The sequence below is a fragment of the Acidovorax sp. ST3 genome (assembly GCF_003231145.1).
GTDB lineage: Bacteria > Pseudomonadota > Gammaproteobacteria > Burkholderiales > Burkholderiaceae_C > Acidovorax.
In genome coordinates this window covers 523,680-549,699 of sequence record NZ_QKVP01000003.1, presented here as the reverse complement: position 1 = coordinate 549,699, position 26,020 = coordinate 523,680, and the positions used below count along the sequence as shown (strand labels likewise).

The 26,020-nt window shown below is 65.1% G+C and carries 20 protein-coding genes and 1 tRNA gene; 4 read left to right on the top strand and 17 right to left on the bottom strand.

All coding sequences use genetic code 11. The features are described 5' to 3' along the window. The first annotated feature begins 47 nt into the window (after positions 1–47). The 3 genes from prmA to DNK89_RS11740 are packed head-to-tail and all read left to right on the top strand — an operon-like array spanning position 48 to position 3,606. A complete protein-coding gene (gene prmA, locus DNK89_RS11750) occupies positions 48–950 on the top strand; it encodes a 50S ribosomal protein L11 methyltransferase (protein ID WP_110960222.1) in 903 nt (300 codons plus the stop codon). 55 nt (positions 951–1,005) lie between these two features. After that, on the top strand, positions 1,006–2,673 hold the full coding sequence (locus DNK89_RS11745) for a zinc-ribbon and DUF3426 domain-containing protein (RefSeq protein WP_110960221.1): 1,668 nt from the start codon (positions 1,006–1,008) through the stop codon (positions 2,671–2,673). A gap of 33 nt (positions 2,674–2,706) precedes the next feature. Further along, positions 2,707–3,606, top strand: a complete 900-nt coding sequence (locus tag DNK89_RS11740; RefSeq protein ID WP_110960220.1) for a carbohydrate kinase family protein — start codon at positions 2,707–2,709, stop codon at positions 3,604–3,606. Between the two features lie 159 nt (positions 3,607–3,765). Here the strand turns inward: DNK89_RS11740 and DNK89_RS11735 are convergent, their stop codons facing one another. The 8 genes from DNK89_RS11735 to DNK89_RS11700 form a co-directional block, all read right to left on the bottom strand. Next, a complete protein-coding gene (locus tag DNK89_RS11735; RefSeq protein ID WP_370220908.1) occupies positions 3,766–4,230 on the bottom strand; it encodes a histone in 465 nt (154 codons plus the stop codon). Between the two features lie 184 nt (positions 4,231–4,414). Then, positions 4,415–5,611, bottom strand: a complete 1,197-nt coding sequence (locus DNK89_RS11730; protein WP_060985124.1) for a ribonucleotide-diphosphate reductase subunit beta — start codon at positions 5,609–5,611, stop codon at positions 4,415–4,417. Between the two features lie 135 nt (positions 5,612–5,746). Beyond that, positions 5,747–8,686, bottom strand: a complete 2,940-nt coding sequence (locus DNK89_RS11725; RefSeq protein ID WP_110960218.1) for a ribonucleoside-diphosphate reductase subunit alpha — start codon at positions 8,684–8,686, stop codon at positions 5,747–5,749. 376 nt (positions 8,687–9,062) lie between these two features. After that, a complete protein-coding gene (ampD, locus tag DNK89_RS11720) occupies positions 9,063–9,692 on the bottom strand; it encodes a 1,6-anhydro-N-acetylmuramyl-L-alanine amidase AmpD (protein WP_110960217.1) in 630 nt (209 codons plus the stop codon). Then, positions 9,676–11,214: a sigma-54 dependent transcriptional regulator gene (locus DNK89_RS11715; protein ID WP_110960216.1), complete on the bottom strand. Its 1,539-nt coding sequence runs from the start codon at positions 11,212–11,214 to the stop codon at positions 9,676–9,678. The genes ampD and DNK89_RS11715 overlap by 17 nt, the downstream gene beginning before the upstream one ends. 11 nt (positions 11,215–11,225) lie before the next feature. Beyond that, positions 11,226–12,929 (bottom strand): nitrogen regulation protein NR(II), encoded by a 1,704-nt coding sequence (locus tag DNK89_RS11710; RefSeq protein ID WP_110960215.1) that lies wholly within the window; start codon positions 12,927–12,929, stop codon positions 11,226–11,228. 22 nt (positions 12,930–12,951) lie between these two features. After that, positions 12,952–13,179, bottom strand: coding sequence for a PP0621 family protein (locus tag DNK89_RS11705; RefSeq protein ID WP_056066315.1), 228 nt, complete (start codon positions 13,177–13,179; stop codon positions 12,952–12,954). Further along, positions 13,176–13,973: an inner membrane protein YpjD gene (locus DNK89_RS11700; protein ID WP_110960214.1), complete on the bottom strand. Its 798-nt coding sequence runs from the start codon at positions 13,971–13,973 to the stop codon at positions 13,176–13,178. Before DNK89_RS11700 ends, DNK89_RS11705 begins: the two co-directional genes overlap by 4 nt. Before the next feature lie 98 nt (positions 13,974–14,071). Between DNK89_RS11700 and ffh the strand changes: the two genes are divergently transcribed. Then, a complete protein-coding gene (ffh, locus tag DNK89_RS11695; RefSeq protein ID WP_015015616.1) occupies positions 14,072–15,451 on the top strand; it encodes a signal recognition particle protein in 1,380 nt (459 codons plus the stop codon). A gap of 140 nt (positions 15,452–15,591) precedes the next feature. On the opposite strand, the gene mdoH is transcribed toward ffh, so the two are convergent. The 9 genes from mdoH to DNK89_RS11650 form a co-directional block, all read right to left on the bottom strand. Further along, positions 15,592–17,679, bottom strand: coding sequence for a glucans biosynthesis glucosyltransferase MdoH (gene mdoH, locus DNK89_RS11690; RefSeq protein WP_238990789.1), 2,088 nt, complete (start codon positions 17,677–17,679; stop codon positions 15,592–15,594). Further along, positions 17,652–19,166 carry a glucan biosynthesis protein G gene (locus DNK89_RS11685; protein WP_110960212.1) on the bottom strand — a complete coding sequence of 505 codons (1,515 nt, stop codon included), beginning with the start codon at positions 19,164–19,166 and terminating at the stop codon, positions 17,652–17,654. Before DNK89_RS11685 ends, mdoH begins: the two co-directional genes overlap by 28 nt. 239 nt (positions 19,167–19,405) lie before the next feature. Next, complete coding sequence (locus DNK89_RS11680) at positions 19,406–20,818, bottom strand: sigma 54-interacting transcriptional regulator (protein WP_110960211.1); 1,413 nt, start codon at positions 20,816–20,818, stop codon at positions 19,406–19,408. Positions 20,819–20,833: 15 nt separating this feature from the next. Then, a complete protein-coding gene (locus tag DNK89_RS11675; RefSeq protein ID WP_238990788.1) occupies positions 20,834–21,505 on the bottom strand; it encodes a hypothetical protein in 672 nt (223 codons plus the stop codon). After that, positions 21,495–22,958 carry an ATP-binding protein gene (locus DNK89_RS11670; protein ID WP_110960210.1) on the bottom strand — a complete coding sequence of 488 codons (1,464 nt, stop codon included), beginning with the start codon at positions 22,956–22,958 and terminating at the stop codon, positions 21,495–21,497. Before DNK89_RS11670 ends, DNK89_RS11675 begins: the two co-directional genes overlap by 11 nt. Before the next feature lie 46 nt (positions 22,959–23,004). Then, entirely contained in the window at positions 23,005–24,351 is a 1,347-nt protein-coding gene (gene miaB / locus DNK89_RS11665) for a tRNA (N6-isopentenyl adenosine(37)-C2)-methylthiotransferase MiaB (RefSeq protein ID WP_110960209.1), read from the bottom strand. Between the two features lie 100 nt (positions 24,352–24,451). Continuing rightward, positions 24,452–24,823, bottom strand: a complete 372-nt coding sequence (locus DNK89_RS11660; protein WP_110960392.1) for a hypothetical protein — start codon at positions 24,821–24,823, stop codon at positions 24,452–24,454. Positions 24,824–25,075: 252 nt separating this feature from the next. Then, positions 25,076–25,152: transfer RNA gene (locus DNK89_RS11655), tRNA-Met, on the bottom strand. A 25-nt stretch (positions 25,153–25,177) separates the two neighbouring features. Next, a complete protein-coding gene (locus tag DNK89_RS11650; protein WP_110960208.1) occupies positions 25,178–25,957 on the bottom strand; it encodes an enoyl-CoA hydratase in 780 nt (259 codons plus the stop codon). Positions 25,958–26,020 lie beyond the last annotated feature (63 nt).

Below are 26,020 nucleotides of genomic sequence, written 5' to 3'. Positions count from 1 at the left end.
GCTCCTGGCGACGGGTGCCAGCATTTCACTTTTTTTGAGAGACGCCTATGTTTGAGCTGAGTCTGATGTGCCCCGAGGACCGGATTGAAGCGGTCAGCGATGCGCTGGACGCGCTGGATGCGCTGTCCGTATCGGTGGAAGACGCCGATGCGCAGACCGACGCTGAACAGGCGCTGTTTGGCGAGCCAGGTATGCCTCCGCCCAAGGATGGCTGGCAGCGTAGCCGTGTGGTCGCCTTGTTCCCCTCCGAGGTGGTGGCCCGCGAAGCGCAGCAGTTGCTGGTGGTGCAGGACTTTTTTGTGGGCTGCCAGGTGCTGGGTGTGGCCCAGGTGCTCGAGCAGGACTGGGTGCGGCTGACCCAGTCGCAGTTTGCCCCGGTGGACATCACACCCGATTTCTGGATCGTGCCTACCTGGCATGAACTGCCTGCCCAGGCGGTACGCAGCATACGACTCGACCCCGGCCTCGCGTTTGGCACCGGCACACACCCCACCACACGCATGTGCCTGCGCTGGATTGCGCGCAACGGCGCTACGCAGCCCGGTCAGGGCAACCCCCTGGGACGGGTGCTGGACTACGGATGCGGGTCGGGCATTCTGGCCATTGGTGCGGCCAAGTTCGGCGCCACGGACATTGATGCAGTCGATATCGACCCTGCGGCTGTGGAGTCCACCGTACAAAACGCCGAGGCCAATCAGGTCACGCTCAAAGCAGGTCTGCCAGACAATGCACAAGGTGAATACCAGACGGTGCTGGCCAATATCCTGGCGACGCCGTTGCGGGTGTTGGCCCCGCTGCTGTGCAGCTATGTGGCTGCGGGCGGCCATCTGGTGTTGGCGGGCATTCTGGAGCGCCAGGCGGATGAACTCAAGGAGGCCTACGCGCCCTGGCTGCCGCTGGAAGTGGCGGACACCGAGGATGGCTGGATTCTGATGACCGCACGCCGTTGAACGTGCGCGAGCGCTGTTCTGGCGGCCGCGGCATGGCCTCTACAATCCACCGCTGATGAGCCAGATCACCCGCTGCCCGTCCTGCGCCACCACCTTCAAGGTCGTGGCGGACCAATTGCGCATCTCGGAGGGATGGGTGCGTTGCGGCCAATGCAAAGAGGTATTCGATGCCTCTGCCCATTTGCTGCCGGTGGCGCCTGAGGCCCTGCTGCCCGATGTGTCCCTCACGGACCTGCGGGCGCCCACAGCCCCGGTCGTCCGAAAGCCCGATGCGCTGGGTGCGTGGGGCGGCGGCAAATCAACTGGCGCCGCTCTGCCCGCTGCTGCGAATGCAGCCAAGGCGACCACGCCTGTCACGGGAAGCGTTTCGGAGTCCGTTACCCGGGCAGCGGCGACCAACACGGTTGACGCCCCGCTGTTCTGCGTGGTGGATGATGTACCTGCAGCCCCTGTGCTGGATATCCCCAGCCCGGCGGTGCCCGCGTTTCTCACGGCAGGCGCTCGCAAGGAAACCTCTCCTGAAGTTCTGGGGGATGACCTCCTCGCCCCCTTTGCATGGAGGGCCCACAGCGCGCCACGGGCTCCGACTGCGGTGGATGCCGGGGCAACGCTATCGGCCCCAGTGCCTGCGGAGATTCCGGGGCCGATAGTGGAACCCACCACGGCTCCACGCGCCGGTGATTCCGTATTGGATGCGAACGGGTCTGTACATGGACGCGGGGATGCTGCGGCGGCGCCCTCGGGCTCGGTGACACCCGTTGTCAGCGAAGATGCCAGCAGCTTGGTCGGTGGGGCTTTGCCGCCGGTGACCGAGCCCCCCAGCCCTGCTGGCTACGAACTGCCTTTTGCAGAACTTCGCGATTCCGAAGTGACACTGGATGCGTCCTTGGATGCGGATGCCGCTGGCCCCGTCGACCTGTCGGGCGATCCTATCCATTCAACGGGGGCATCGGAGGCTTTGGCGCCGCAGCCGTCCGACCCCAGTGCCGCGCTTCTGGACGAAGTGCGGAAGCTCGCGCCAGTGCCGGTCGCGGAGTCCGTTGCTCTGGCACCTCCGCTGCCTTCCGTCGACTTTGTGCCCAAGGCGGATGCTCCGGAGACGCCGGCCATGGAGCTGGTGAAGGACGAGTCGCACGCGGCCATCCTGCGGGCACGACCTCGGCGGGCTGCGGACGACGACGATGAGACCGAGGGCCGGGAGTCCGACCCCGAGGTCAGTTTTGTGCTTGCTGCGCGCCGTAAGGCGTTCTGGCGCAAACCTGTCGTGCGGATGGCGTTGGGGCTGGTGTTCTTTATTTCCCTGCTGGGCTTGGCCTTGCAGATTGCCGTGCAGGAACGCGACCGCATTGCCGCGCTGGACGCTCGCACCCGCCCCTGGCTGGTGAAACTGTGCGAGCCCTTGCGCTGCGAGCTTGCTCCCGTGCGCCAGATTGCCGATGTGGTCATCGACAGCTCTTCCTTCAACAAGGCGCGCGGCGACAGCTACCAGCTGGCGCTGACGATGAAGAGCACCGCCACCATCCCCTTGGCCATGCCTGCGGTGGAATTGACCTTGACCGATGCCCAGGACCAGCCCGTGTTGCGGCGGGTCTTGTTGCCCACCGACATGGCCGCGCCGGCGGAGTTGCCCGCGAAGGGGGAGTGGGGCACCTCGGTGTCGGTGCTCGTGACCACGGGCGGTGCACGTGTGGCGGGCTACCGGCTGCTGGCGTTCTATCCCTGATTTCTCCCAACAACTTACCGAGTTTCACTATCTATGGCTGCCCTCATTTGTGGTTCCCTGGCGTTCGACACCATCATGACTTTCGAGGGGCGTTTTGCTGAGCAGATCCTGCCGGATCAGCTGCACATTCTGAATGTGTCCTTCCTGGTTCCGTCGCTGCGCCGCGACTTCGGGGGGTGTGCGGGCAATATCGCTTACAGCCTCAAGCTGCTGGGTGGTGAGCCGCTGCCCATGGCCATGCTGGGCAGCGACGGTGCCGACTACTTGGAGCGGCTGGAGTCGCTGGGTATCAGTGCTCGCCACGTTGGGCAGGTGCAGGACACCTACACCGCACAGGCGATGATCATGACGGACCGTGACAACAACCAGATCACGGCCTTCCACCCCGGTGCCATGATGCAAGCCCATGCCAACCGCATTGGTGCCGACAGCCGTGTCGGCGTAGGAATCATCGCGCCGGATGGGCGCGATGCCATGCTGGAGCATGCAGCCCAGTTCGTCGCGGCAGACATCCCGTTTGTGTTCGATCCGGGCCAGGGCCTGCCCATGTTCAACGGGCAGGAATTGACCCAGTTCATTGAACAGGCCACTTGGGTCACCGTCAATGACTACGAGGGGAAGATGCTGTGCGACCGCACCGGCTGGTCGCTGGCCGATATCTCCCGCAAGGTGCAGGGGCTGGTGGTGACATTGGGCGCTGAGGGCTGCGAGGTCTGGGTGAATGGTGACAAGACCCATGTCCCCCCCGTGAAACCTGCCGCCGTGGTGGACCCTACGGGCTGTGGCGACGCCTGGCGCGGCGCGCTGCTGTTTGGTCTGGAAAAGGGCTGGCCACTCGTACGTTGTGCCAAATTGGGCAACCGGGTGGGCGCCCTCAAGATCGCGCAGCGTGGCCCACAGAACTACACGCTGGATTTCGATCCGCTGGCATAAGCCACTCAGGCCACTCAGCCAATGTTGCCCGCGTTGCGTTACGTCGGGCGATACAGCGCAACTTGCTCCCCGGGCGACCCTCGGGAGAACCCATACCAAGATGCAGACGAAAAAAAACCCGGTGCGTTTGCACCGGGTTGAGCGCGTGGCGCGCCGGGATCAGGGCTTGTTGCCCGTAGGGAAAGGCCAGGCTGCCTGAGGGTTCAGCGTGGTTTGTGCTGCAGGGGCAGCGGCCGCAGGGGCAGGCGCCTTGGGGGCCTTCTTGGCCGGGGCAGCTTTCTTTGCGGGGGCTGCCTTGGCAGGTGCTGCGGCCTTCTTGGCTACTGCGGCCTTCTTGGCGGGAGCGGCTTTCTTTGCCGGTGCTGCTGCCTTCTTGGCGGGTGCAGCCTTCTTCGCAGCTACGGCCTTCTTGGCGGGAGCGGCTTTCTTTGCCGGTGCTGCTGCCTTCTTGGCAGGTGCAGCCTTCTTCGCAGTTACGGCCTTCTTGGCGGGAGCGGCTTTCTTTGCCGGTGCTGCTGCCTTCTTGGCAGGTGCAGCCTTCTTTGCGGCTACGGGTTTGGCCGTTGCAGCCTTCTTCGCGGGAGCAGCCTTTTTAGCGGCCGGTTTTTTCGCAGTTGCCATCATGTTCTCCTTGGGTCAATTTGCAAAGAGCACTTCCTGTCTGCAGTGGACAGAAAGCGATCCATGGAGATGGATCAAAACTCCATCTCCATGAACACGGGAACGCCTCGCAGGGCAGCACTCTGCGGCGCTGTCGGTGCTGGGCGTGGTGTAAAAATCCATGTGGTGTGGCCTGCAAAAAAAAGCGCTAGTCCCAGGACAGCGCACCACCGGACTGGTATTCAATAACCCGGGTCTCGAAGAAGTTGCGTTCCTTCTTGAGGTCGATCATCTCGCTCATCCACGGGAACGGGTTTTCTTCGTTGGGGAACAGTGTCTCCAGCCCGATCTGCGTGGCGCGGCGGTTGGCGATGTAGCGCAGGTAGCCCTTGAACATGGAGGCGTTCATGCCCAGCACGCCACGGGGCATGGTGTCTTCGGCGTAGCGGTACTCCAGCTCGACGGCCTTGAGGAACAGCGCCTTGATCTCGGCCTTGAATTCCGCCGTCCACAGGTGCGGGTTTTCCAGCTTGAGCTGGTTGATCAGATCGATGCCGAAGTTGCAGTGCATCGACTCGTCGCGCAGGATGTACTGATACTGCTCGGCGGCACCCGTCATCTTGTTCTGCCGGCCCAGCGCCAGAATTTGCGTGAAGCCCACGTAGAAGAACAGGCCTTCCATCAGGCAGGCAAAAACGATCAGCGACTTGAGCAGGGTCTGGTCGGTTTCGGGGGTACCGGTTTTGAAGGATGGGTCCATGATCGCTTCGATGAAGGGGATCAGGAACTCGTCCTTGTCGCGGATCGACTGGACTTCGTTGTAGGCGTTGAAGATCTCGCTCTCATCCAGGCCCAGCGACTCGACGATGTACTGGTAGGCGTGGGTGTGGATCGCTTCTTCGAAGGCCTGGCGCAACAGGAACTGGCGGCACTCAGGGGCAGTGATGTGGCGGTAGGTGCCCAGCACGATGTTGTTGGCGGCCAGCGAGTCGGCGGTGACGAAGAAGCCGAGGTTGCGCTTGATGATGCGGCGCTCGTCGTCGGTCAGGCCGTTGGGGTCCTTCCACAACGCGATATCGCGCGTCATGTTCACCTCTTGGGGCATCCAGTGGTTGGCGCAGGTGGCCAGGTATTTTTCCCACGCCCACTTGTACTTGAAGGGCACCAGCTGGTTGACGTCGGTCTGGCCGTTGATGATGCGTTTGTCGGCTGCATTGACGCGGCGATGCGCTGCAGCGGTGACGGGTGTCGTGGAGGTATGTGCTGCGGGGGATGTGGCGCCCACGGGTTGCAGCGAAGGTGTCTGGAAAGCGAGAGGCGGTTGTCCCACCTGGCGGTTGTTGGGCAGACCGCCGTCCAGTTGATTTTGCGATGAGGGCTTGACTTCTTCGTCCCAGGTCAACATAGATTTTCCAGTGTTCGGATTATGAAAGCAGTGCTGCGAAAAGAAAAGCACTGAAGCGTTGTGCAGCAAGGTTTTGTTGCTTCACAGCACCGAAGCAACGCCCCGGGCGATTCCGAAGCGTTGCTCGCAAAGTGCTTACTGGCAGGCCTCGCAGCCAGGATCGTCGATGGCGCAGAACTTCACGTCCGTCGCTGGCACCGCCGCGGCCTGTTGAGCAGCAGCAGTTGCTGCTGCTTCCAGCGGGCTGGGCTGCGCTTGCGCCGTGGCCGAAGCTGCGGACGCGCCGCTGTCTCCACCCGACGACACGGCATTGAGCTGGCGCGTGTTCACGGTGCTCATCTCAACGTGTGTGGCGCTTTGCGTGCGCAGGTAGTAGGTGGTCTTGAGGCCACGGACCCATGCCAGCTTGTAGGTGTCGTCGAGCTTCTTGCCCGATGCGCCAGCCATGTAGATGTTCAGGCTCTGTGCCTGATCGATCCATTTCTGGCGGCGCGATGCGGCCTCCACCAGCCACTGAGGCTCGACTTCAAAAGCTGTGGAGTACAGCGCCTTGATGTCCTGCGGCACGCGGTCGATGGGGTGCAGCGAACCCTTGAAGTGCTTGAGGTCCATGATCATCACGTCGTCCCACAGGCCCAGGCGTTTGAGATCGCGCACCAGCCCGCTGTTGATCACGGTGAACTCGCCCGACAGGTTGGACTTGACCGACAGGTTGCCAAACGAGGGCTCGATCGAGGCATCCACGCCGATGATGTTGGAGATGGTGGCGGTGGGCGCAATGGCCACGCAGTTGGAGTTGCGCATGCCGTCCTGCGCAATCTTCTTGCGCAGCGCGTCCCAGTCCATCGTGGACGAGCGGTCCACTTCCACATAACCGCCACGGGCCTTGGCAAGCATGTCCAGCGTATCAAACGGCAGGATGCCGCGGTCCCACAGCGAACCCTTGTAGCTGGAGTACTGGCCGCGTTCCTTGGCGAGCTCGGTGGACGCCCAATAAGCGTAGTAGCAGATGGCTTCCATCGACTTGTCGGCGAATTCCACCGCTTCCTGCGAGGCATAAGGAATGCGCAGCGCATACAGGCTGTCCTGGAAGGCCATCACGCCCAGGCCCACGGGGCGGTGGCGCAGGTTGGAGTCGCGGGCCTTGTTCACGGCGTAGTAGTTGATGTCGATCACGTTGTCCAGCATGCGCATGGCCACGGTGATGGTCTTCTTGAGCTTCTCGTGATCGATCTGGCCGTCTTTGATGTGCTGCAGCAGGTTAACCGAGCCAAGGTTGCAAACGGCGGTTTCGGTGTCGCTGGTGTTCAGTGTGATCTCGGTGCACAGGTTGGACGAGTGCACCACGCCAGCGTGCTGCTGGGGCGAGCGCACGTTGCAGGCATCCTTGAACGTGATCCAGGGATGGCCGGTTTCAAACAGCATGGTCAGAATCTTGCGCCAGAGGTCGGTGGCCTGCACGGTCTTGGCGGGCTTGATCTCGCCGCGTGCGGCTTTTTCTTCGTAGGCCACATAGGCCTTTTCAAAGTCGGCGCCGAACAGATCGTGCAGATCCGGCACGTTGGAGGGCGAGAACAGGGTCCAGGTGCCCTTTTCCATCACGCGGCGCATGAACAGGTCGGGAATCCAGTTCGCCGTGTTCATGTCGTGCGTGCGGCGGCGGTCGTCGCCGGTGTTCTTGCGCAGTTCCAGGAACTCTTCGATGTCCAGGTGCCAGGTTTCCAGGTACGTACAGACGGCGCCCTTGCGCTTGCCGCCCTGATTCACCGCCACGGCCGTGTCGTTCACCACCTTCAGGAACGGCACCACGCCTTGCGATTCGCCGTTGGTGCCTTTGATGTGGCTGCCCAGTGCGCGCACGCGCGTCCAGTCGTTGCCCAAGCCGCCCGCGAACTTGGACAGCAGGGCGTTTTCCTTGATGGACTCGTAGATGCCGTCCAGGTCGTCCGGCACCGTGGTCAGGTAGCAACTCGACAGCTGTGAGCGCAGCGTACCGCTGTTGAACAGCGTGGGCGTGCTGGACATGAAGTCGAAGCTGGACAGCACTTCGTAGAACTCGATGGCCCGTGCCTCGCGGTCGGTTTCGTTCAGTGCCAGGCCCATGGCCACGCGCATGAAGAAGGCCTGGGGCAGCTCGATGCGGGTCTTCTTGACGTGCAGGAAGTAGCGGTCGTACAGCGTCTGCAGGCCGAGGTAATCGAACTGCAGGTCGCGCTCGGCCTTGAGCGCAGCGCCCAGGCGGTTCAGATCGTATTGCTTTAGCAGGCGCTCATCCAGCAGCTCGTTGTCCACCCCCTTCTGGATGAAGGAGGGGAAATAGTCCTTGTAGGCCTGGCCCATGTCGCTTTGGGTCACGTCACGCCCTAGCACCTCACGCACGATGGTATGCAGCAGCAAGCGGGCCGTGGCGTAGGTGTAGTCGGGATCTTTTTCGATCAGGGTGCGGGCGGCCAGAATGGATGCCTTGTAGACCTCGTCCATGGGAACGCCGTCATACAGGTTGCGCATGGTCTCGGCGACGATGGGAGCGGCCTTGATGTCAGCGCCCAGGTTGGCGCAGGCCGACTCGATCAATGCGTGCAGGCGCAGGATGTCCAGCTGCACACGTTGGCCGTTGTCGATCACGTGCATCACCGGGGTGGCGGGAGCGAGCTGTTCCTGGTGGTGGGCGCGCTCCTGCGTGCGGCGCTCGCGGTACAGCACGTAGGCGCGGGCGACTTCGTGGTGCTCGCCGCGCATCAGGCCCAGCTCGACCTGGTCCTGCACATCTTCAATATGGAAGGTGCCGCCGCCCGGGCGCGAGCGCATCAGGGCGCGGACCACGTTCTGGGTGAGCGTATCTACCACCTCACGCACGCTGGCAGAGGCGGCGCCCTGCGTGCCGTGCACTGCCAGAAACGCCTTCATCATCGCCACTGCAATTTTCTGGGGCTCGAACGGCACCACCGCGCCGTTGCGGCGAATGATCTGGTAATGCGTGAGCGGGTGCCCGGAAGCTGCGGCCGCTGCAGCGTGTGTGGCGGTATCCGCAGAGGCGGTGGGCGATGGGGAAGGCGTGTTCAAAGCAGCTTGCATGGGTGTCCTCTTCTGTGGGCTGTCTGGGGTGGCGTGCGGCCTGGAGCGCCGCCGCAGTGTGTGGGTGCTGCACCGGACTTCAGTCTGGCGCACACTATATATGGTGTGTCGAGGCGGTTCAAGACACTACCGGTAGTGTACCGCTGGAATGAGTCCCCAAAACCGAAACAGCATGTTCCCAACCCCGTTGCCTTGGCAATCGGCACCTGCGGCGAACCCTTGTAAACGCGATGTGGGCGATGCAAAACCTTGCAGTGGCGTACCTTGGCGGCGGATTTCCTGCGCCAGGCCGCGCAGTGCTTGGCTGCAAAAATATGTGCGAACGCACAAAGAAAAAATTGCCTTGATGCGCCCGTGCGACAGTGAAAGCGCGGCGTCAGCGAAGCTGCTGCGGGCCCGTCTGTGTGCCTTGCGGGAATCGCTGCGCTGGCCAGCCCAGGGCCTGTTGCAGCCTGGACCAGTCAAAGCCCGGGCCGGGGTCAAGCTTACGCCCCGGGGCGATGTGTTCATGCCCCGCGATATGCTCGATGGGGTAACGCAGCGCAATGTCCTGGCAGACCCAGGCCAGTGTCTCGTATTGGGCGGACTCGAAGGTGAGGCCCTCCAGGCCCTCCAGTTCAATGCCGATGGAATCGTCGTTGCACTGGCTCCTGCCTCGGTAGAACGATTGCCCCGCATGCCAGGCTCGCTGGTCGCAATCCACAAACTGCCACAGTGCACCGGTGCGCTCGATGAAAAAATGGGCGGACACCTGCAGTCCGCGAATGCCCTGGTAGTAAGGGTGCGCGTCCCAGTCCAAAGTGTTGGTGAACAGCTGTTGCACGGCGCCGCCGCCGTATTCACCCGGGGGCAGGCTGATGGAGTGCACCACGATCAGGTCCACCCACGAGGCCTGTACGGGGCGTGGTCCGAAGTTCGGCGATGCCAGCCGCTGGGCTGCCAAGTGCCATCCGCCGTCCCAGTGCGTGGGGGCTGCTGCCGGGGCTCCGTCAGCCCTGGTCGTCATGCGGGTCCTGGTCGTTGGGTACCGCGATGTTCAGGCGGGCAATGCGGTAGCGAATCTGGCGCAGGCTGATGCCCAGGCGTGCCGCCGTGGCCGTGCGGTTGAATCCGGATTCTTTGAGCGCGCGGATCAGGATCTCGCGCTCCTGCTGATCCAGCCAGGCCTGCAGGTCGCTGGGGAGGGGCACGGTGCATCCGCTGGCCAAGGGCTGCTGGGTTGGAGCGGCATCGGACGGGACGGAGGTGCCGCCGGCCGAACCCTCTGCCGCAGTGGCCAACGCGGACGGCGTAGGGCGCGCCATCTGCACCTCTGCCGCGCCGCTGGGCGCATCCACCTGCAACTCGTCCCCGTCGCTCAATGCCACTGCGCGGTGCAGCAGGTTTTCCAGCTCGCGGACATTTCCGGTCAGCGGGTGGGCGGCAATGGCGTTCAGTGCCCGGTCGGTGAGTTGGGGCACCGGCATGCCCGACTCGTGGGCAATGCGGGTGAGCAGCGCTGCGCACAGTGCGGGCAGGTCCTCGCGGCGCTCGCGCAGCGGCGGGATGACGATCTCGATCACATTAAGCCGGTAGTACAGGTCCTGGCGGAACCGGCCGGCCTGCACATCGGCCGCCAGATCGCGGTGGGTGGCGCTCACAATGCGCACATCCACCGTCTCTTCCTGGGTGGAGCCGAGTGGCCGCACGCTGCGCTCCTGGATGGCGCGCAGCAGCTTGGACTGCATGGCCAGCGGCAGGTCGCCGATTTCGTCGAGGAACAATGTGCCCCCGCGTGCGGCCTGGAAGTAGCCGTCACGGTCTTGCGACGCGCCGGTGTAGGAGCCCTTGCGGGCGCCAAAAAATTCAGCTTCCAGCAGGTTCTCGGGGATGGCCCCGCAGTTCACGGCGACCAGGGGCCCGTCAGCACGCTGGCTGCTGGCGTGCAGGGCTTGGGCCACCAGCTCCTTGCCCGTGCCCGACTCGCCATGGATCAGCACCGGCGCCATGCCACGCGATACCTTGGCCACGCGCTGCTTGACGTTGCGGATGGCATCAGACTCGCCCACCAGGCGGTCCAGGGCGGCGTTGGCGCCACCGAATTCGTTACCTACCGCCGCGTTGGCCGAGCGGCTCGACCCACTGGTGCGCGCTGCACGCGGAGGCGGAACGCCGCCGGTACCCTGGATGGCCGATGCCACCACCGAGCGGAACTGCTTGAGATCCACGGGTTTGGTGAGGTAGTCGAAGGCCCCGGCGCGCAGCGCCTCGACCGCGTTTTCTGCCGAGCCGTAGGCGGTCATGACCACGCAGCGTTCGCGCCGTTGCTGGTCGCGCAGGTCCTGCAGCAGCTCCATGCCAAACCCGTCGGGCAGCCGCATATCGGTAATCACGGCGTCAAAGCGGTGGGCCTTGAGCTGATCACGCGCCTCCTGGACGCTCGACGCGGTCTCGACCCGGTACCCCTCGCGCAGCAGGGTCAGCTCGTACAGGGTGCGCAGATCGGGTTCGTCGTCAACGACAAGGATGGAGGCGGCAGGGGCGTTCATGGAGGCGGCAGTCAGACCACGATGGTGTCAAACAAGGTGGCATTGTCGGCGGGGCGGGTCGTGCGGCGGAAGCCCACAGTAAAGGCGTTGCCCCCGATGTCACCGCGTGCGGTGGGGCGGTTCAGGCGCTGGTAGCTGATGGAGGCGCCATGGCGCTGGCACAGCTCCCGGCAAATATAGAGACCCAAGCCGCTGGAGCGGCTCTCCGACGAGAAGAAGGGCTCGAACAGATGCCGCTCCACGGATTTGTCCATGGGCGCTCCGTCGCTCCACACCTGCAGGCTGACCTGGCCAGCGGGCGTGTTGCGCGTGGTCACTGACAGTGAGTCGGGCTCCGGGCCCATGTAGCGCAGGGCGTTGTCCAGCAGGTTGACGAGCACCCGACGCAGGTGCTCGGCGTCAAACTCCACCTGGGTGGCGCCCGTGTCCAGCGACACCAGGGCGCGCCGCCGGGCGGGGTCCTGGGCCTGCCAGTCGTTCCAGATCTGGGCGACTGTCTCGTCCAGCGCCACGGTCGAGGCAGGGGCATGGCTGATCTGGTGCTGTACGCGGGCAATGTCCAGCACCTCTTCGGCGATGCGGGCCAGGCGGTCGGCGTTTTGCTGCACCATGTGCGCCAGCCGTTTTTGTGCGGGGTCGTGCAGGTCTTCTTCCAGCAGGGCATTGGCCTGCACGATGGCCGCCAGCGGGTTGCGGATCTCATGGGCCACTGCGGCGGACATGCGGCCCATGGCCGCGAGTTTTTCGGTGCGCAGCCGCGCTTCCATTTCCCGCAGGTCGTGCAGGAACATCACGCACAGCCGCTCGGAGCGCGTTTGCAAGGCCGCGTTGCGAGTGGATGTGAGCCAGGTGCGCACATGCAGACCGGTGGGGCTCTGGCCTTCGTGTAGGAGATCGACGTCAGCTGTCTGGGGTTGTTCGTGCCGGAAGGTGCGCCGCGCCAGGATCACCAAGGGGTGCCACGGAGCCGTGGATGTGAGGGCAAACGGCAACTCGGTCAGCGCCATGCCGCCCAGCAGCTGCAGCCCTGCGGGGTTGGCAATGCGCACCACATCGGTCTCGTCTACCACCAGCACCCCGTCGGTCAGGTTCTGGATGACCAGTGCACTGACCTGCGTTTGCACGCGCGCTGCGATCTGGCTTTGTTGTGCCACTTCCTGTTCGCGCGCCAGGCGGGTGGCCAGCTGGTGCACCAGATAGCTCACAATGAAGTAGCCCGTGCCGGTCAGTGCGCTTTGCAGGTAGCGCTGCCCTTCGTCTCCCGTGCTGTACTGTCCCACCCACCAGGCCCAGCCCAGCAGCAGCAGCGTGACGGCGGCCGTGGTGCCCAGGGCCAGGGTCAGCGTGCCCATGACCGCTGCGATCAGGATGGGCAGCCCGAACAGGGGCGTGTAGTTCATGGTGCCCGCATGCAGCAACTGCAGCGCAGTGATCGCCGCCAGGTCCACGCCAATGGAAGGCAGCCATTGCGGGCCGGCGCTGGGCGACGGGGGAGCTTTGCGCGACAGCACCCGCAGTACCACGGTGGCTACGAGGTAGGCCACGCAGACCGCGAGCACAGAAGGCGCCGCCGCTTGATTGATCAGCTGCCCGGCCCCCTGCAGCACCAAAAGTGCCAGGGCTACCATCACGCGGCCCGTCAGAAAACCGAGCCACAGCCGTGCGAAGGGGGCTTCTGCGGAAGGCGGCAGTGGGCCTGCGGGTGCTGCTTGCATGGTCACAGCGGGAGGGCGTCGCTCAGGCCGGGCCCATGCGCCGGTGCTCGGCGCTGCAATAGGCCTGATTGCCCAGCATCAGTGCCTCGGCCTGCGGGATGTGCACGCCGCAGTGCGCGCAGGCCAGCATGTCCTGCGGCAGGGCTGGCGGTGTAGGGGGCGCTTTGGGCGCCGCCGCATCAGGGGCGCGGCGGCTGCGCCAGATACCCACCGCCACCGCGATGACGACCAACAAGACCAGGTACTTCATGCGCTGCGGCCCAGAACAACTTCCAATACAAAACGCGAACCCACATAGGCCAGCAGCAGCAGGGCCGAGCCTGCATACAACACACGCACCGCATTGCGGCCCCGCCAGCCAAAGCGGGCACGGCCCAGCAGCAGCGTGGCAAAGGTCAGCCACGAGAGCATCGAGAACACGGCCTTGTGGTCCCACCGCCAGGCCCGGCCATACAGCGTCTCGCCAAACAGCCACCCGGCCATCAAGGTGGCGGTGAGCAGGACAAACCCTGCCGTCACGAACCGGAAGGTCAGCCGCTCCAGGGTGAGCAGCGGGATGCCGCTGTGCGGGTCTTCGGCCTGTCGGATGTGGCGTTCAGCGCGTGTCATGAGCCAGGCATGCACGACGGCGGCTGCAAACAGCCCATAACACGCAATGCCCAAGGCCAGGTGCAAGGGCAGCCAAGCCGATGCAGCCACGTGCAGGGGCTGCCCCGGGAACAGCATGGCCAGCACAATGGCTGCCGCGCCCAGGCCTGCCAGCACCCAGCGCGACTGCATTTGCGGAAACAACTGCCGCTCCACGGCATACACCGTGAGCACCAGCCATGCAGTCATCGACAGCGCGGGCGCAAAACCGAACCGGGGCGCTTCGCCCCACAGGCCCCACACCAGCACGGCGCCATGCAGCAACCACGCCACCAGCAGTGCATTGCGCGCTGCTGCAGCCCCCAGGCGGGAGGCCGCGGCAGCCGGCACGGCATAGGCCACGGCAGCGGCCAGGGCCAGCACCCAACTGACGGGGGAGCTACTCGTTAAAATCATGGGCACAGTTTAGCCTTTCGCCCACCGCCAGCGCCCTGGCGGGGCTGCGCACGCAACGCCCTTGTTGACGGCGCGCAGCCAATACCGGAAACACCCCTATGGCCTCCGCCCTTACCGACAAACTCACGCGCCTCGTCAAGGAGATGCGTGGCCAGGCCCGCATCACCGAATCCAACGTGCAGGACATGCTGCGCGAAGTGCGCATGGCGCTGCTCGAAGCCGACGTGGCCCTGCCCGTGGTGCGCGACTTCATCGCTCGCGTCAAGGAAAAGGCCCTGGGCCAGGAGGTGCTGGGCTCGCTCAAGCCCGGGCAGACGCTGGTCAGCATCGTCAACCGCGAGCTGGCCGCCACCATGGGCGAGGGCGTGGCCGACATCAACCTGGCCGCCCAGCCGCCCGCCGTGATCCTGATGGCCGGCCTGCAAGGTGCGGGCAAGACCACCACCACGGCCAAGCTGGCCAAGCACCTGATCGAAAAGCGCAAGAAGAAGGTGCTGACCGTATCGGGCGACGTGTACCGCCCGGCCGCCATCGAGCAGCTCAAGACCGTGACCAAGCAGGCCGGTGCCGAATGGTTCCCGAGCACGCCCGACCAGAAGCCGCTCGACATCGCCCGCGCCGCCTTGGATTACGCCAAGAAGCACTACTTTGACGTGCTGCTGGTCGATACGGCCGGCCGCCTGGCGATTGACGAAGCCTTGATGAAGGAAATCAAGGACCTGCACGCTGCGATCAACCCTGTCGAAACCCTGTTCGTGGTGGATGCCATGCAGGGCCAGGACGCCATCAACACGGCCAAGGCCTTCAAGGAGGCGCTGCCCCTCACCGGCATCGTGCTCACCAAGCTGGACGGCGACTCGCGTGGTGGTGCCGCGCTGTCCGTGCGCCAGATCACCGGGGCGCCCATCAAGTTTGCGGGTGTCTCGGAGAAGATCGACGGGCTGGAAGTGTTCGATGCCGAACGCCATGCGGGCCGCATCCTGGGCATGGGCGACATCGTGGCGCTGGTGGAGCAGGTCACCGCCGGGGTGGACATGGAGGCCGCACAAAAGTTGGCGGCCAAGGTCAAGAGCGGTGACGGGTTCGACCTGAACGACTTTCTCTCGCAGATCCAGCAGATGAAGCAGATGGGCGGGCTTTCGAGCCTGATGGACAAGCTGCCCTCTCAGCTCACCGCCAAGGCCGGTTCGCTGGACATGGACAAGGCCGAAAAAGACATCAAGCGCAAGGAAGGCATCATCCAGAGCATGACGCCCCTGGAGCGCCGCAAGCCCGAACTCATCAAGGCCACACGCAAGAAGCGCATCGCCAACGGCGCGGGCGTGCATGTGCAGGAGGTCAACCGCCTGCTCAAGGAGTTTGAGCAGATGCAGGGCATGATGAAGAAGATGAAGGGCGGCGGCCTGATGAAGATGATGAAGCGCATGGGCGGCATGAAGGGCATGGGCGGCGGAGGCATGCCCAAGATGCCTTTCTGAAAGGTTTTCAAGCCTTTTTGGCTCCAGGCGCTACAACCATATGCCTGAGCTGCTATGAAAATATGAGTGAACAAAAAAGCCGACATGTGTCGGCTTTTTTATGGCCCGCCCGGCTGGGAGCGGTGGTGCGGTCTGGCACCTCAGGCGTTTTGCAATGCCATGGGCCGTCCCATGCGCCCGGCGTGCAGCCAGGCGCGGCGCAGCACCGGGGGCGACCACGACTCCTCAGGAATCAACAGCAGTCGCTGGGCACGCAGCGCACGGCCCAGCGCAATCTGGCTGGTCCACACCGCCAGCGGAATGGCCAGTGCCAGCGGCAAGCCCACAGGCATCAGCCACAACAGCGCGCTGCTGTCGATCAGCGCCACGCCCGCTGCCAGCAGGGCGATCACGGCGCTCATGGGGGCCAGCTGGCGCACGGCGTGGCGCCAGGGCACGGCATGGGCTTCGCGCGGGGGCGACTTCCATTCCAGCTTCAGTCCAGTCAATGCGATCAGCACAAACAGCGAGTGCGCCAGCATGCGCACGGGCGCCTGCAGGATGGCCATGACGCTTTCCAGTACGGCGCTCTTGAGCAGGCTGAAAGCGCCGCCGTACTGCTTCTGTTCCCGGCGCATGAACACCGCCGTCACGCCCAGGATGCGGGGCAGGAACAGCAGGCACAGGGTCCAGGCCCACAGCGCCAGCAGCTCGGCGGGCAGGATGTGCCAGTCGGCCACCAGCTTGGCGCCCGACAGCCACAGGGCCGTGCCCAGCGTGAGGAAGGCCAGCCACAGCGGCGCAGACAGATAAGCCATGGCGCCGGTGATGAACATGGAGCGGTGCACGGGGTGGATGCCGGGTTCGGCCATCAGGCGTGCGTTCTGCAGGTTGCCCTGGCACCAGCGGCGGTCGCGCTGCAGTTCGGCCAGCAGGTCGGGCGGCTGCTGCTCGTAGCTGCCGATCAGGTCGGCCACCAGCCACACGTGGTAGCCCGCGCGGCGCATCAGTGCGGCCTCCACAAAGTCGTGCGACATGATGCCGCCAGACAGACCACCCGTGCCCTGGATGGGCGCCAGCGCGCAGTGCTGCATGAAGGGCGCCACGCGGATGATGGCGTTGTGGCCCCAGTAGTGCGATTCGCCCAGTTGCCAGTACTGCATGCCCAGCGTGAACAGGCGGCCGGTGACGCGCGACGCAAACTGCTGCGCGCGGGCATGCAGCGTGACATGGCCGATGGCCTGCGTGGCGGTCTGGATGATGCCGGCCGTGGGGTGGGCTTCCATCAGCTTGGCCATCGAGACGATGCAGTCGCCGCTCATCACGCTGTCGGCGTCCAGCACCACCATGTAGCGGTAGTCCTTGCCCCAGCGACGGCAGAAGTCGGCCACGTTGCCTGCCTTGCGGTGCGTGCGGCGCGTGCGCAGGCGGTAGTACACCTGCACCTGGGGCTGCTGGCTGTGCTGTGCCAGGGCGTTGCGCAGATCTTCCCAGGCAGCGCGCTCGGCGCGGGCAATGGCGGGGTCGTTGCTGTCGGAGAGCACAAACACGTCGAACGTGGTGCCATGGCCGGTGGCAGCCACCGACTCGCAAGTGGCCCGCAGCCCGGCAAACACGGTGGCCACGTCTTCGTTGCAGATCGGCATGATGATGGCGGTGCGGGCGTCGGGCGCCAGCGTGTGCCCAGCCACGCTGCGCGCCGACAGTGCATGCCGGTCGCCGCGCAGCATCACCCAAAAGCCCATCAGCCCGGTCAGAAAGCCGGTCACCACCCAGGCGGACAGCAGGGCAAACAGCGCGATCTGGCCGTAGCTCAGCCACGCGTTTTCGTAGTCGGGCTGCACGCTGGCAAACAGGTTGCTGGCCAGGGCGGTCGTCAGCACGGTGAGCAGCGCAAACGTCCAGCGGCGGCGCTGCGCTGCGCCTTGCCAGGCGGCGGTGGATTCAGCGGGGGCTTGTGCCGCCGTGGCCGGTGCGGGTTGTGGGGATGTACGGCCCGTGAGGCGCAGCAGCACGGCAGTGCCCACGCTGTTCCAGAAACCGCGCCAGGGCAGGGGCACCATGGAGCCGCGGTGCAGGGGCGGTGCCGTCACCGCATTGGGGTGGCGCTCCTCGCGCAGGGTGCTGCGTCGGCTGGGGGTTGGCCGGGGGTAGGCCACACCGCGCCGCGCGACCACGGCAGGGCCGGTGGATGCGTGGGTGCCGTGGGGGTCATGAGGGCTTACTCGGGAAGACTGATGTGCGTCCATGTTTCACTCACAGCGTGGTTGTCGTGTTGGAGAAAAGCGCGCAGCTCGATGGGCCGGTCAGCCTGCAGGCGCTGGATGCGAACGGTCATGCGCCACCCGCCGGTGGCGGGGTTGCGGTAGGCAATGTTTTCCAGCACCTTGCCGTTGGCATCGCTGGTCACTACGGCCTTGAGGGAGGCCTCCGCAGGCAAGGCCTTGAGGGCTTGGCCCTCGAAATCGACCACGTACTGCACCTGCTGGCGCAGGGCCTGGGCCGACAGCTTGGTGTAGCCCATGCCGCGGCGCGACTGGGTGGCCCAGGCGCCGGGCGGGCGCTGCTGTTCGTCGCCCTGCCAGCTCAGCTCATAGGCAAATTCCAGCGGCTGGCCGGGGGCCGGCATCTGGGCGGGCACCCAGTACGCCACGATGTTGTCGTGCGTCTCGTCGGGCGTATTCAGCTGCACCAGCTCCACACGGCCCGCGCCCCAGTCGTGCAGGGGACGGACCCAGGCGCTGGGGCGGCGCTCGTAGCGGGCTTCCACGTCCTCGTAGCTGGTCCACTGGCGGTCGCGCTGCATCAGGCCAAAGCCCTTGGGGTTTTTGGTGGCGAACGAGGTGACCAGTGTTTGCCGGGGGTTCTGCAGCGGGCGCCACAGCCACTCGCCTTCGCCCGTGGCCACCATGAGTCCGTCGGAGTCATGCACTTCGGGGCGGAAGTCCTCCTTCCGTGGCTGGTTCTCGCCGAAGAAGAACATGCTGGTCAGCGGCGCAACGCCCAGCGTGGCGATGGGTGGGGTGCCCGAGGCGGCGCGCACAAAAATGCGGCTGCGCACCGTGGTGGTGGTCTGCGCGCCGGGCTGGATGTCGAAGCGGTAGGCGCCCGTTGCGCGTGGCGAATCGAGCAGTGCGTACACCGTGACCTGGGTGGACAGCGGGTCGGGCCGCACCAGCCAGAACTCGGTGAAGCGGGGGAATTCCTCGGCCCGGCCGCCCACGGTGTCGATGGCCAGCCCGCGCGCCGACAGGCCGTACTGCTGGCCTTGGCCCAGCGCGCGGAAGTAGCTCGCACCCTGGAAGACCACCAATTCGTCCTTGTAGGCGCTGGAGTTCAGGTGGTTGTGCAGACGAAAGCCTGCAAAGCCCAGGTCGCCCCAGGCCTCGGGCCGCAGCTGGTTCTTGCCGTAGTCAAAGTCCGCGCGGCTGTAGGGGATGTGGCGCACGCCCTGGGGCGTCACCTCGTTGATCAGCACAGGCTCCTTCTGGTAGAGCCCCAGATGGAAGAACATGGCCTCGTAAGGCAACTTCTCGGCCCGCCACAAAGCGCGATCAGGGCGCCAGCGGATGTCGCGCACCTGGTCGTAGTTGAGCTTTGCGAGGTCGGCCGGGAGCTTGTCGCTCACGGGCCGGTAGGGTTGGCTGGCGCGTTCGCGGGCGAGGCGGGTCACGCTCTCGAAGTCAAAGCCCTGTGCGTGCGCGCCGCCGGCCAGCAGCGCGGTGGCCAGGGCCATTGCGGGCCCTGCGTGCCGTCCGATGTGGCGGAAAAAGGAGGGAAAAACTGCGTGCATGCCAGGCATAGGGCAAACCCTGTGCCAGCTGAAAAAAACGCCGTGAAATCAATGGGTTGGAGGGGCTTTTGCGTGTAAGCAGTTGTGCAATGGCCTGTGGGCGCCGATCAGCCCCTGCTTTTTGTCGCCAGATGGCGACAAGGGGTGGGTGGTTGGATCAAAACACCCGGTAAATCAATGACTTATTCGTGTCGCTCATCCACGACATCGTCCGCATCGCCTGCATCCTGCTTGAACTGCCCCGGCGTCAGCGCGTGCTTTTGCAGCAGGCGGTAGAACTCGGTGCGGTTGCGTTGCGCCAGCCGCGCCGCATCGGCCACATTGCCATCGGTCATCTTGAGCAGGCCCACCAGGTACTCGCGCTCGAAACGCTGGCGGGCCTCCGCAAAGCTGAGCACCTGGGTGGACGGGGTGCGGAGTGCGCGCTGCACCAGCGTCAAGGGCACCAGGGGAGTGGTGGACAGGGCGCACACCTGCTCGACCACGTTGTAGAGCTGGCGCACGTTGCCCGGCCAGGCGGCGGTGGTCAATGCCTTGAGCGCCTCGGGCGCAAAGCCTGACAGGCGCTTGTCGTATTTGCGGGACAGCCGGTCCAGAAAGTGATTGGCCAGCAGCGCGATGTCTTCGCGCCGCTCGGCCAGGGTGGGCAGCACCAGCGACACCACATTCAGCCGGTAATACAGGTCCTCGCGGAACTGCGCGCTGGCCATGGCGGCTTCCAGGTCCCGGTGCGTGGCCGAGATGATGCGCACGTCGATGGGCGTGGCCTGGCTGGCACCCACGGGGCGCACAGCGCGCTCCTGCAACACCCGCAGCAGCTTGACCTGCAGGGCCGGGGGCATGTCGCCAATCTCGTCCAGCAGCAGGGTGCCGCCGTCCGCAGCCTGGAAAAGCCCCTTGTGGTTGCTCACCGCATCGGTGAAGGCGCCTTTGACGTGGCCGAACAGCTCGGACTCCAGCAGCGCCTCGGGGATAGCGCCGCAATTGACGGCCACAAACGGGCGGGCCGCACGCGGACTGGCGCGGTGGATGGCACGCGCCAGCAGCTCCTTGCCCGAGCCGCTGTCGCCACGCAGCAGCACGCTGGCGTCCGACTGGGCAACCATGTACGCCTCGGACAACAGGTCTGTCATGCGGTGCGACCGGCTCACGATCTCGGCCCGCCAGTCCTCGTTGGCATGCGGCTGCGCTACGGCAGGGGCGCTGAGCGCCAGCGCCTGTGCGATCTTTTCCAGCAGCTCCTTGCCGTCGTAGGGCTTGGTCAGGTAGGTGAACACCCCGCGCGACGTGGCCTCGACGGCATCGGGAATGGTGCCGTGTGCGGTCAGCAGGATCACGGGCAGAGAGGGGTGGCGGGCGCGCACTTCGTCAAACAGGGCCAGGCCGTCGCGCCCGGGCAGACGCACATCGCTGAGCACCAGCTGCGGGCGCGCAATGTCCAGCTGCGCTAGTGCCGCTTCGGCAGAGCCCACGGCCACCACGTCGTGCCCGGCGGCTTTCAGGCGCAGCGACAGCAGCCGCAGCATGTCGGCGTCGTCGTCCACCACCAGGATGCGGGCGGGAGGGGCGGCACGGTGGGGGGCAGAGGAGTCCATGGCGGGGGGAGATGGTCAGGGGGCGGGCCGTGGCGCGGAGCCGTTGCCCACCGCTGGTGCGGACGGAGATGCGGCGGGCGCTGGGCGGGTGCTCAGGCTGCGTTCGATGGCGCGCACGGCTTCCAGGCGTTCGCTGAGTTGGTCGTTGCGGCGTTGGGTGTCGCGCAGTTGCTGCGCCTGACGGTCGAGCTGGTCCTCCAGCCGGCGTTGTTGCAGCAGTCGGGCCTCCAGCAGCCGGGCCAGGGGATGCAGCGGCTGCGCTGCGGGGCTGGTGTTGCCCAACACGCGCTGCACCAGGCCCAGCGCGCGGGCGGTATCCACGGCCTGGCGGGTTTGCGCCAGGGCCGTGGCCAGAAGCAGCGGCGTGTCGGGGGTGGCATCCTCCGCTTCGCCCAGCCGGGCTATCTCCTTGGCGAGTTCGACAGGGGGCAGCTTGAGCACACGGTCCGTCTGGGTCAGCAGCAGCGCGACGGGGGTGTGGTTGGTGTCCGCGTCGGTGCCCCGTGCTTCGGCAGGGCCCACTTCCACCGTCGGGGCCACGGGCACGGCAATGATCATCGCGACCGGTGGCGTCTGGGCGGGGGCGGGTGGGGGCGTGGTGGTGGCACAGCCCGCCAGCACGGCGCCCAGCGCAAGCAGCGGCCATCTCAGGGCGTGGGAGGAAAGGGTGGGACTGCTAGGCGGCATGGGGAAGTTCGATGCGAAAGAAGGAGTGTGCGCCTTCGTCCACCAGGCGCACGCTGCCGCCATGGGCCTGCACATATTCCTGCACGATGGACAGACCGATGCCGGTGCCGCGCACGGCATCGTCCGGTTGGCGAACACCCCGGTAAAAGGGTTCAAACACGCGGTCACGATCCACCCGGTCCACGCCGGGGCCTTGGTCAAAGACGTCCAGACGCACATGACCGGGAGGTTGCGAGAGCACCAGCCGCACCATGCCCTGGGGCGGTGAAAAGCGGATGGCGTTGGACAGCAGATTACTGACGGCGGAGGTGATCTTGTCGGCGTCAACGGGCATGCGCACGGGCGGCCCCTCTACCCGCACAGTCAGGCCCTTGGCCTGCCACTGCAGCCGCTGGGCCTCGACCTGCGCCTCCAGCAGGGCCAGCAGATCGGTGTCGCGGCGCTGCAGCTGGCGAGCCTCAAAAGCGGCGGCATTGAAGCGCAGCAGGGCCTCGATCTCACCCTGCAGCTGCAGCGTGTTGTGGTGCAGGATTTGCGCGACCTCGCGCTGGCCAGCGGTGAGTTCGCCCGTCACGCCGTCCTGCAGCAGTGCTACGCCCTCGCGCAGCGCGGCCAGCGGTGTCTTGAGTTCGTGGGACACATGGCGCAGGAAACGCGCCTTGTCGGCATCCAGCTCCAGCAGCCGCAGCCTCAGCCATTCCAGTTGCTGGCCCAGCCGGCGAACGTCGTCCGGGCCGGAGATCAGCACCGGCTCGTCCAGCTGGTTTTCGCCCAGCTGACGGATCGCACCCTCCAGTCGCTTGAACGGCCGCGCGAGCCAGATGCCCAGCGACAACGCCAGCACCAGCGCCAGCACAATCGCGCCCACCACCTGGTGCGTCACGCTGCGGCGGCTTTGCTCCACCTCGTCCTGCAGCGCGTTATTGCGTTGGGTGTTGAGGTCCTGCACCGTCTGCACCATGGTGCCGTGCAACGTCTCCAGGGCCACAAACTCTTCGGCAACCAGGCGTTCGTTGTCCAGAGCGCGGTCCGGCGGTGCGTCCAGCAGGGCTTTGACGGCATCGAGGTGGGTGCGCCACGCCCCGGTCTGCGCAGCGGGCAGGCCTGCGGCCTGCAAATGGTCGAGCACCGTGAGGGCCTCGACCGCCATGTCGTCGAAGCTGCGGCGCAGGGGCGCATCCCGCAGCACCAGGGACTGCCGCGCTGCGCGCTCCAGGGCCTGGCCGCGCTGGTTCAGGCCCTGTGCGGCTGCAGTCAGCGCAGTGGCCTCGGCTGTGCCGTGGCGGCTGAGCACCATGAGCTGCTCCAGCGTGTGCAAAGCCCGCAGCGAGCTGACCCCCAGCAAGCCGGCAATCAGCACGAACGCCAGCAGCAACAGTTGCTGGAAGGAGAGGCCATGCAACAGGCCTTCGGCGGGTGGCGGTGCCTTGGGCGGTGTGCTGGGGGTGGGCATTGCAGCCAAAAGGGCGCGGGGCGTGCGGGGTGTCGGTACCCGCGCGTCAGCCGGCCAGTGCGGCGGTTTCGTGCGTCAGCACCTCGCCCCGCAGGGTGTAGGCCTTGGCTTCGGTGATGGTCACATCCACCATCTGCCCCACCAGGCGGGGCTGCCCGGCAAAGTTGACCACGCGGTTGCATTCGGTGCGGCCCATCAGCTCGCCCGCATCGCGCTTGGAGGCGCCCTCCACCAGAATGCGCTGCACCGTGCCCACGCGGCTTTCGCTGATGGACTTGATGTTGGCGTTGATAACGCCCTGCAGGTGCTGCAAGCGGCGCAGCTTCACATCGTGCGGCGTGTCGTCGTGCAGGCCCGCAGCAGGCGTGCCAGGGCGTGGGCTGAAGATGAAACTGAAGCTGTTGTCGAAGTGGATGTCGTCGATCAGCTTCATCATCTTGTTGAAGTCGTCTTCCGTCTCGCCGGGGAAGCCCACGATGAAGTCGCTGCTCATGGCCAGATCGGGGCGGATGGCGCGCAGCTTGCGCACCGTGCTCTTGTATTCCATGGCGGTGTAGCCGCGCTTCATGGCCATCAAAATGCGGTCGCTGCCGTGCTGCACAGGCAGGTGCAAGTGGCTGGCCAGCTTGGGCAGCTTGGCATAGGCCTCGATCAGTCGGGGCGTGAACTCATTGGGGTGGCTGGTGGTGTAGCGGATGCGCTCGATGCCCGGGATGTCGGACACGTATTCGAGCAGCAGGGCAAAGTCGGCAATCTCGGCCGTGCCACCCATCTTGCCCAGGTAGGCGTTCACGTTCTGGCCCAAAAGGGTGATTTCCTTCACGCCCTGGTCGGCCAGCCCTGCCACTTCCACCAGCACGTCGTCAAACGGGCGGCTCACCTCTTCGCCCCGGGTGTAGGGAACCACGCAGTAGCTGCAGTATTTGCTGCAGCCTTCCATGATCGACACAAAGGCCGAGGCACCTTCGACGCGCGCGGGCGGCAAGTGGTCGAACTTCTCGATCTCAGGAAAGCTGATGTCCACTTGCGGCTTGTCCAGGCGCTCGCGCTGGTTCAGCATCTCGGGCAGACGGTGCAGGGTTTGGGGTCCAAACACCACGTCCACATAGGGGGCGCGCTTGATGATCTCTGCGCCTTCCTGGCTGGCCACGCAGCCACCCACGCCAATCTTCACGCCGCGTGCCTTCAGGTGCTTGATGCGGCCCAGGTCGCTGAAGACTTTCTCTTGCGCCTTTTCGCGCACCGAGCAGGTGTTGAAGAGGATGAGGTCGGCTTCGTCCACGTTCTGCGTGGGCTCGTAGCCCTGGGCGGCGTGGAGCACGTCGGCCATCTTGTCCGAGTCGTACTCGTTCATCTGGCAGCCGAAGGTTTTGATGAAGACTTTTTTGGCCATGGCAATTTCGCAAAAAGGCAAGTAAACACCGCGCCCTGCGTGGCGCGGAGACTGTGAAGGGGCAGCGGCGCAGCGGCCTGGCAGTAGCGCGGCGGAGGGGTTACTTCAGCGCGGCGCCCGAGCTGGTCGTGATGTTGGTGATGACGGCGTCACTGCCCTTGCGGGGCTGCGCGGCCTCGCCTTCGGTCAGGATCCAGGCAGCGTGCAGCATGCCGGTGCTGTTCTCCAGCACGTAGTTGACCTTGAAGGTCTGGCCCATCACGGTGTGTGCCATGACGAGAGTGTTCTGGGGGCTGAACAGCCGCATGCCCGGGGCCATGCGGATGGCCTTGCCGTTGAGTGTGGCTTCGGACGCGGTGTTGATGCTCAACGTGCCACGCAGCGCGGCTTCAGGGAAGGGGCGTGAGAGGCCCAGGCCGGGCTGGGTCTGGGCCGAGGCGGGTGCCACGGCGCAGAGGGCTGTGCTGGCCATCACTGCCAGCAATGCAGCGTGGAAAAATCGAGGTGCCCGGCGGGAGGGGGCTGGGCCGGAAGAGCGTGTGGTGCAGCGGTTCATGGTTTACATCCAGGGGCTGAAGGCACAATTTTAGAAGGGGGTTGCCAGCGTGGCACATCCCTCGGACAAGTCAAGCGGCCCGTGCATCAATGGTCACTGGAGCGGGTTCTTGGGCTTGCCTGAAAGAAAAAACCCACAGTGGGTTGCCTCACTGTGGGTTTTTGTATTTGGTGGTCGTAGGTGGACTTGAACCACCGACATCAGCATTATGAATGCTGCGCTCTAACCAACTGAGCTATACGACCGCAAACCAAGATTATAGAACAAAAATTATTGGTGTGTGAAGTTTGCCGTGCGTTTGTTCATGAACGCGTCCATGCCTTCCTTCTGGTCTTGGGTGGCAAACAGCGCGTGGAACAGGCGGCGCTCGAACATCACGCCGTCGGCGAGCGTTCCCTCGAAGGCGCGGTTGACCGATTCCTTGGCCGCCATGACGGCGATCTGCGAGAAGCCGGCAATGATGATGGCAGCGCCCAGCGCTTCGTCCATGAGCTTGTCGTAAGCCACTACGCGGCTGACCAGCCCGGCGCGCTCGGCTTCGGTCGCGTCCATCATGCGGCCTGTCAGTGCCATGTCCATGGCCTTGGACTTGCCCACGGCGCGGGGCAGGCGCTGTGTGCCACCGGCACCAGGGATCACGCCCAGCTTGATCTCGGGCTGGCCGAACTTGGCATTGTCCGCAGCGATGATGAAGTCGCACATCATGGCCAGCTCGCAGCCGCCGCCCAGTGCAAAGCCGCTGACGGCTGCAATGACGGGTTTGCGAATGGAGCGGATGGTCTCCCAATTGCGGGTGATGTAGTCGCCCTTGTAGGTGTCAGCAAAGCTGTACTTGGCCATAGCGCCAATGTCCGCGCCCGCCGCAAAAGCCTTTTCGCTGCCGGTGACGATCATGCAGCCAATCTTTTGGTCCGCATCGAAGGCCTTGAGGGCAGCGCCCAGTTCATTCATGAGTTGGTCGTTCAGCGCATTGAGCTGCTTGGGCCGGTTGAGGGTGATGATGCCGACCTTGTCCGCTTCAACACGCACCTCGATGGTTTCGTAAGCCATGAAATCTCCTGGGGGTTATGGTTGGTTATGAAAGCTGCAGCAATATACCCAAGGCAGCGGGGC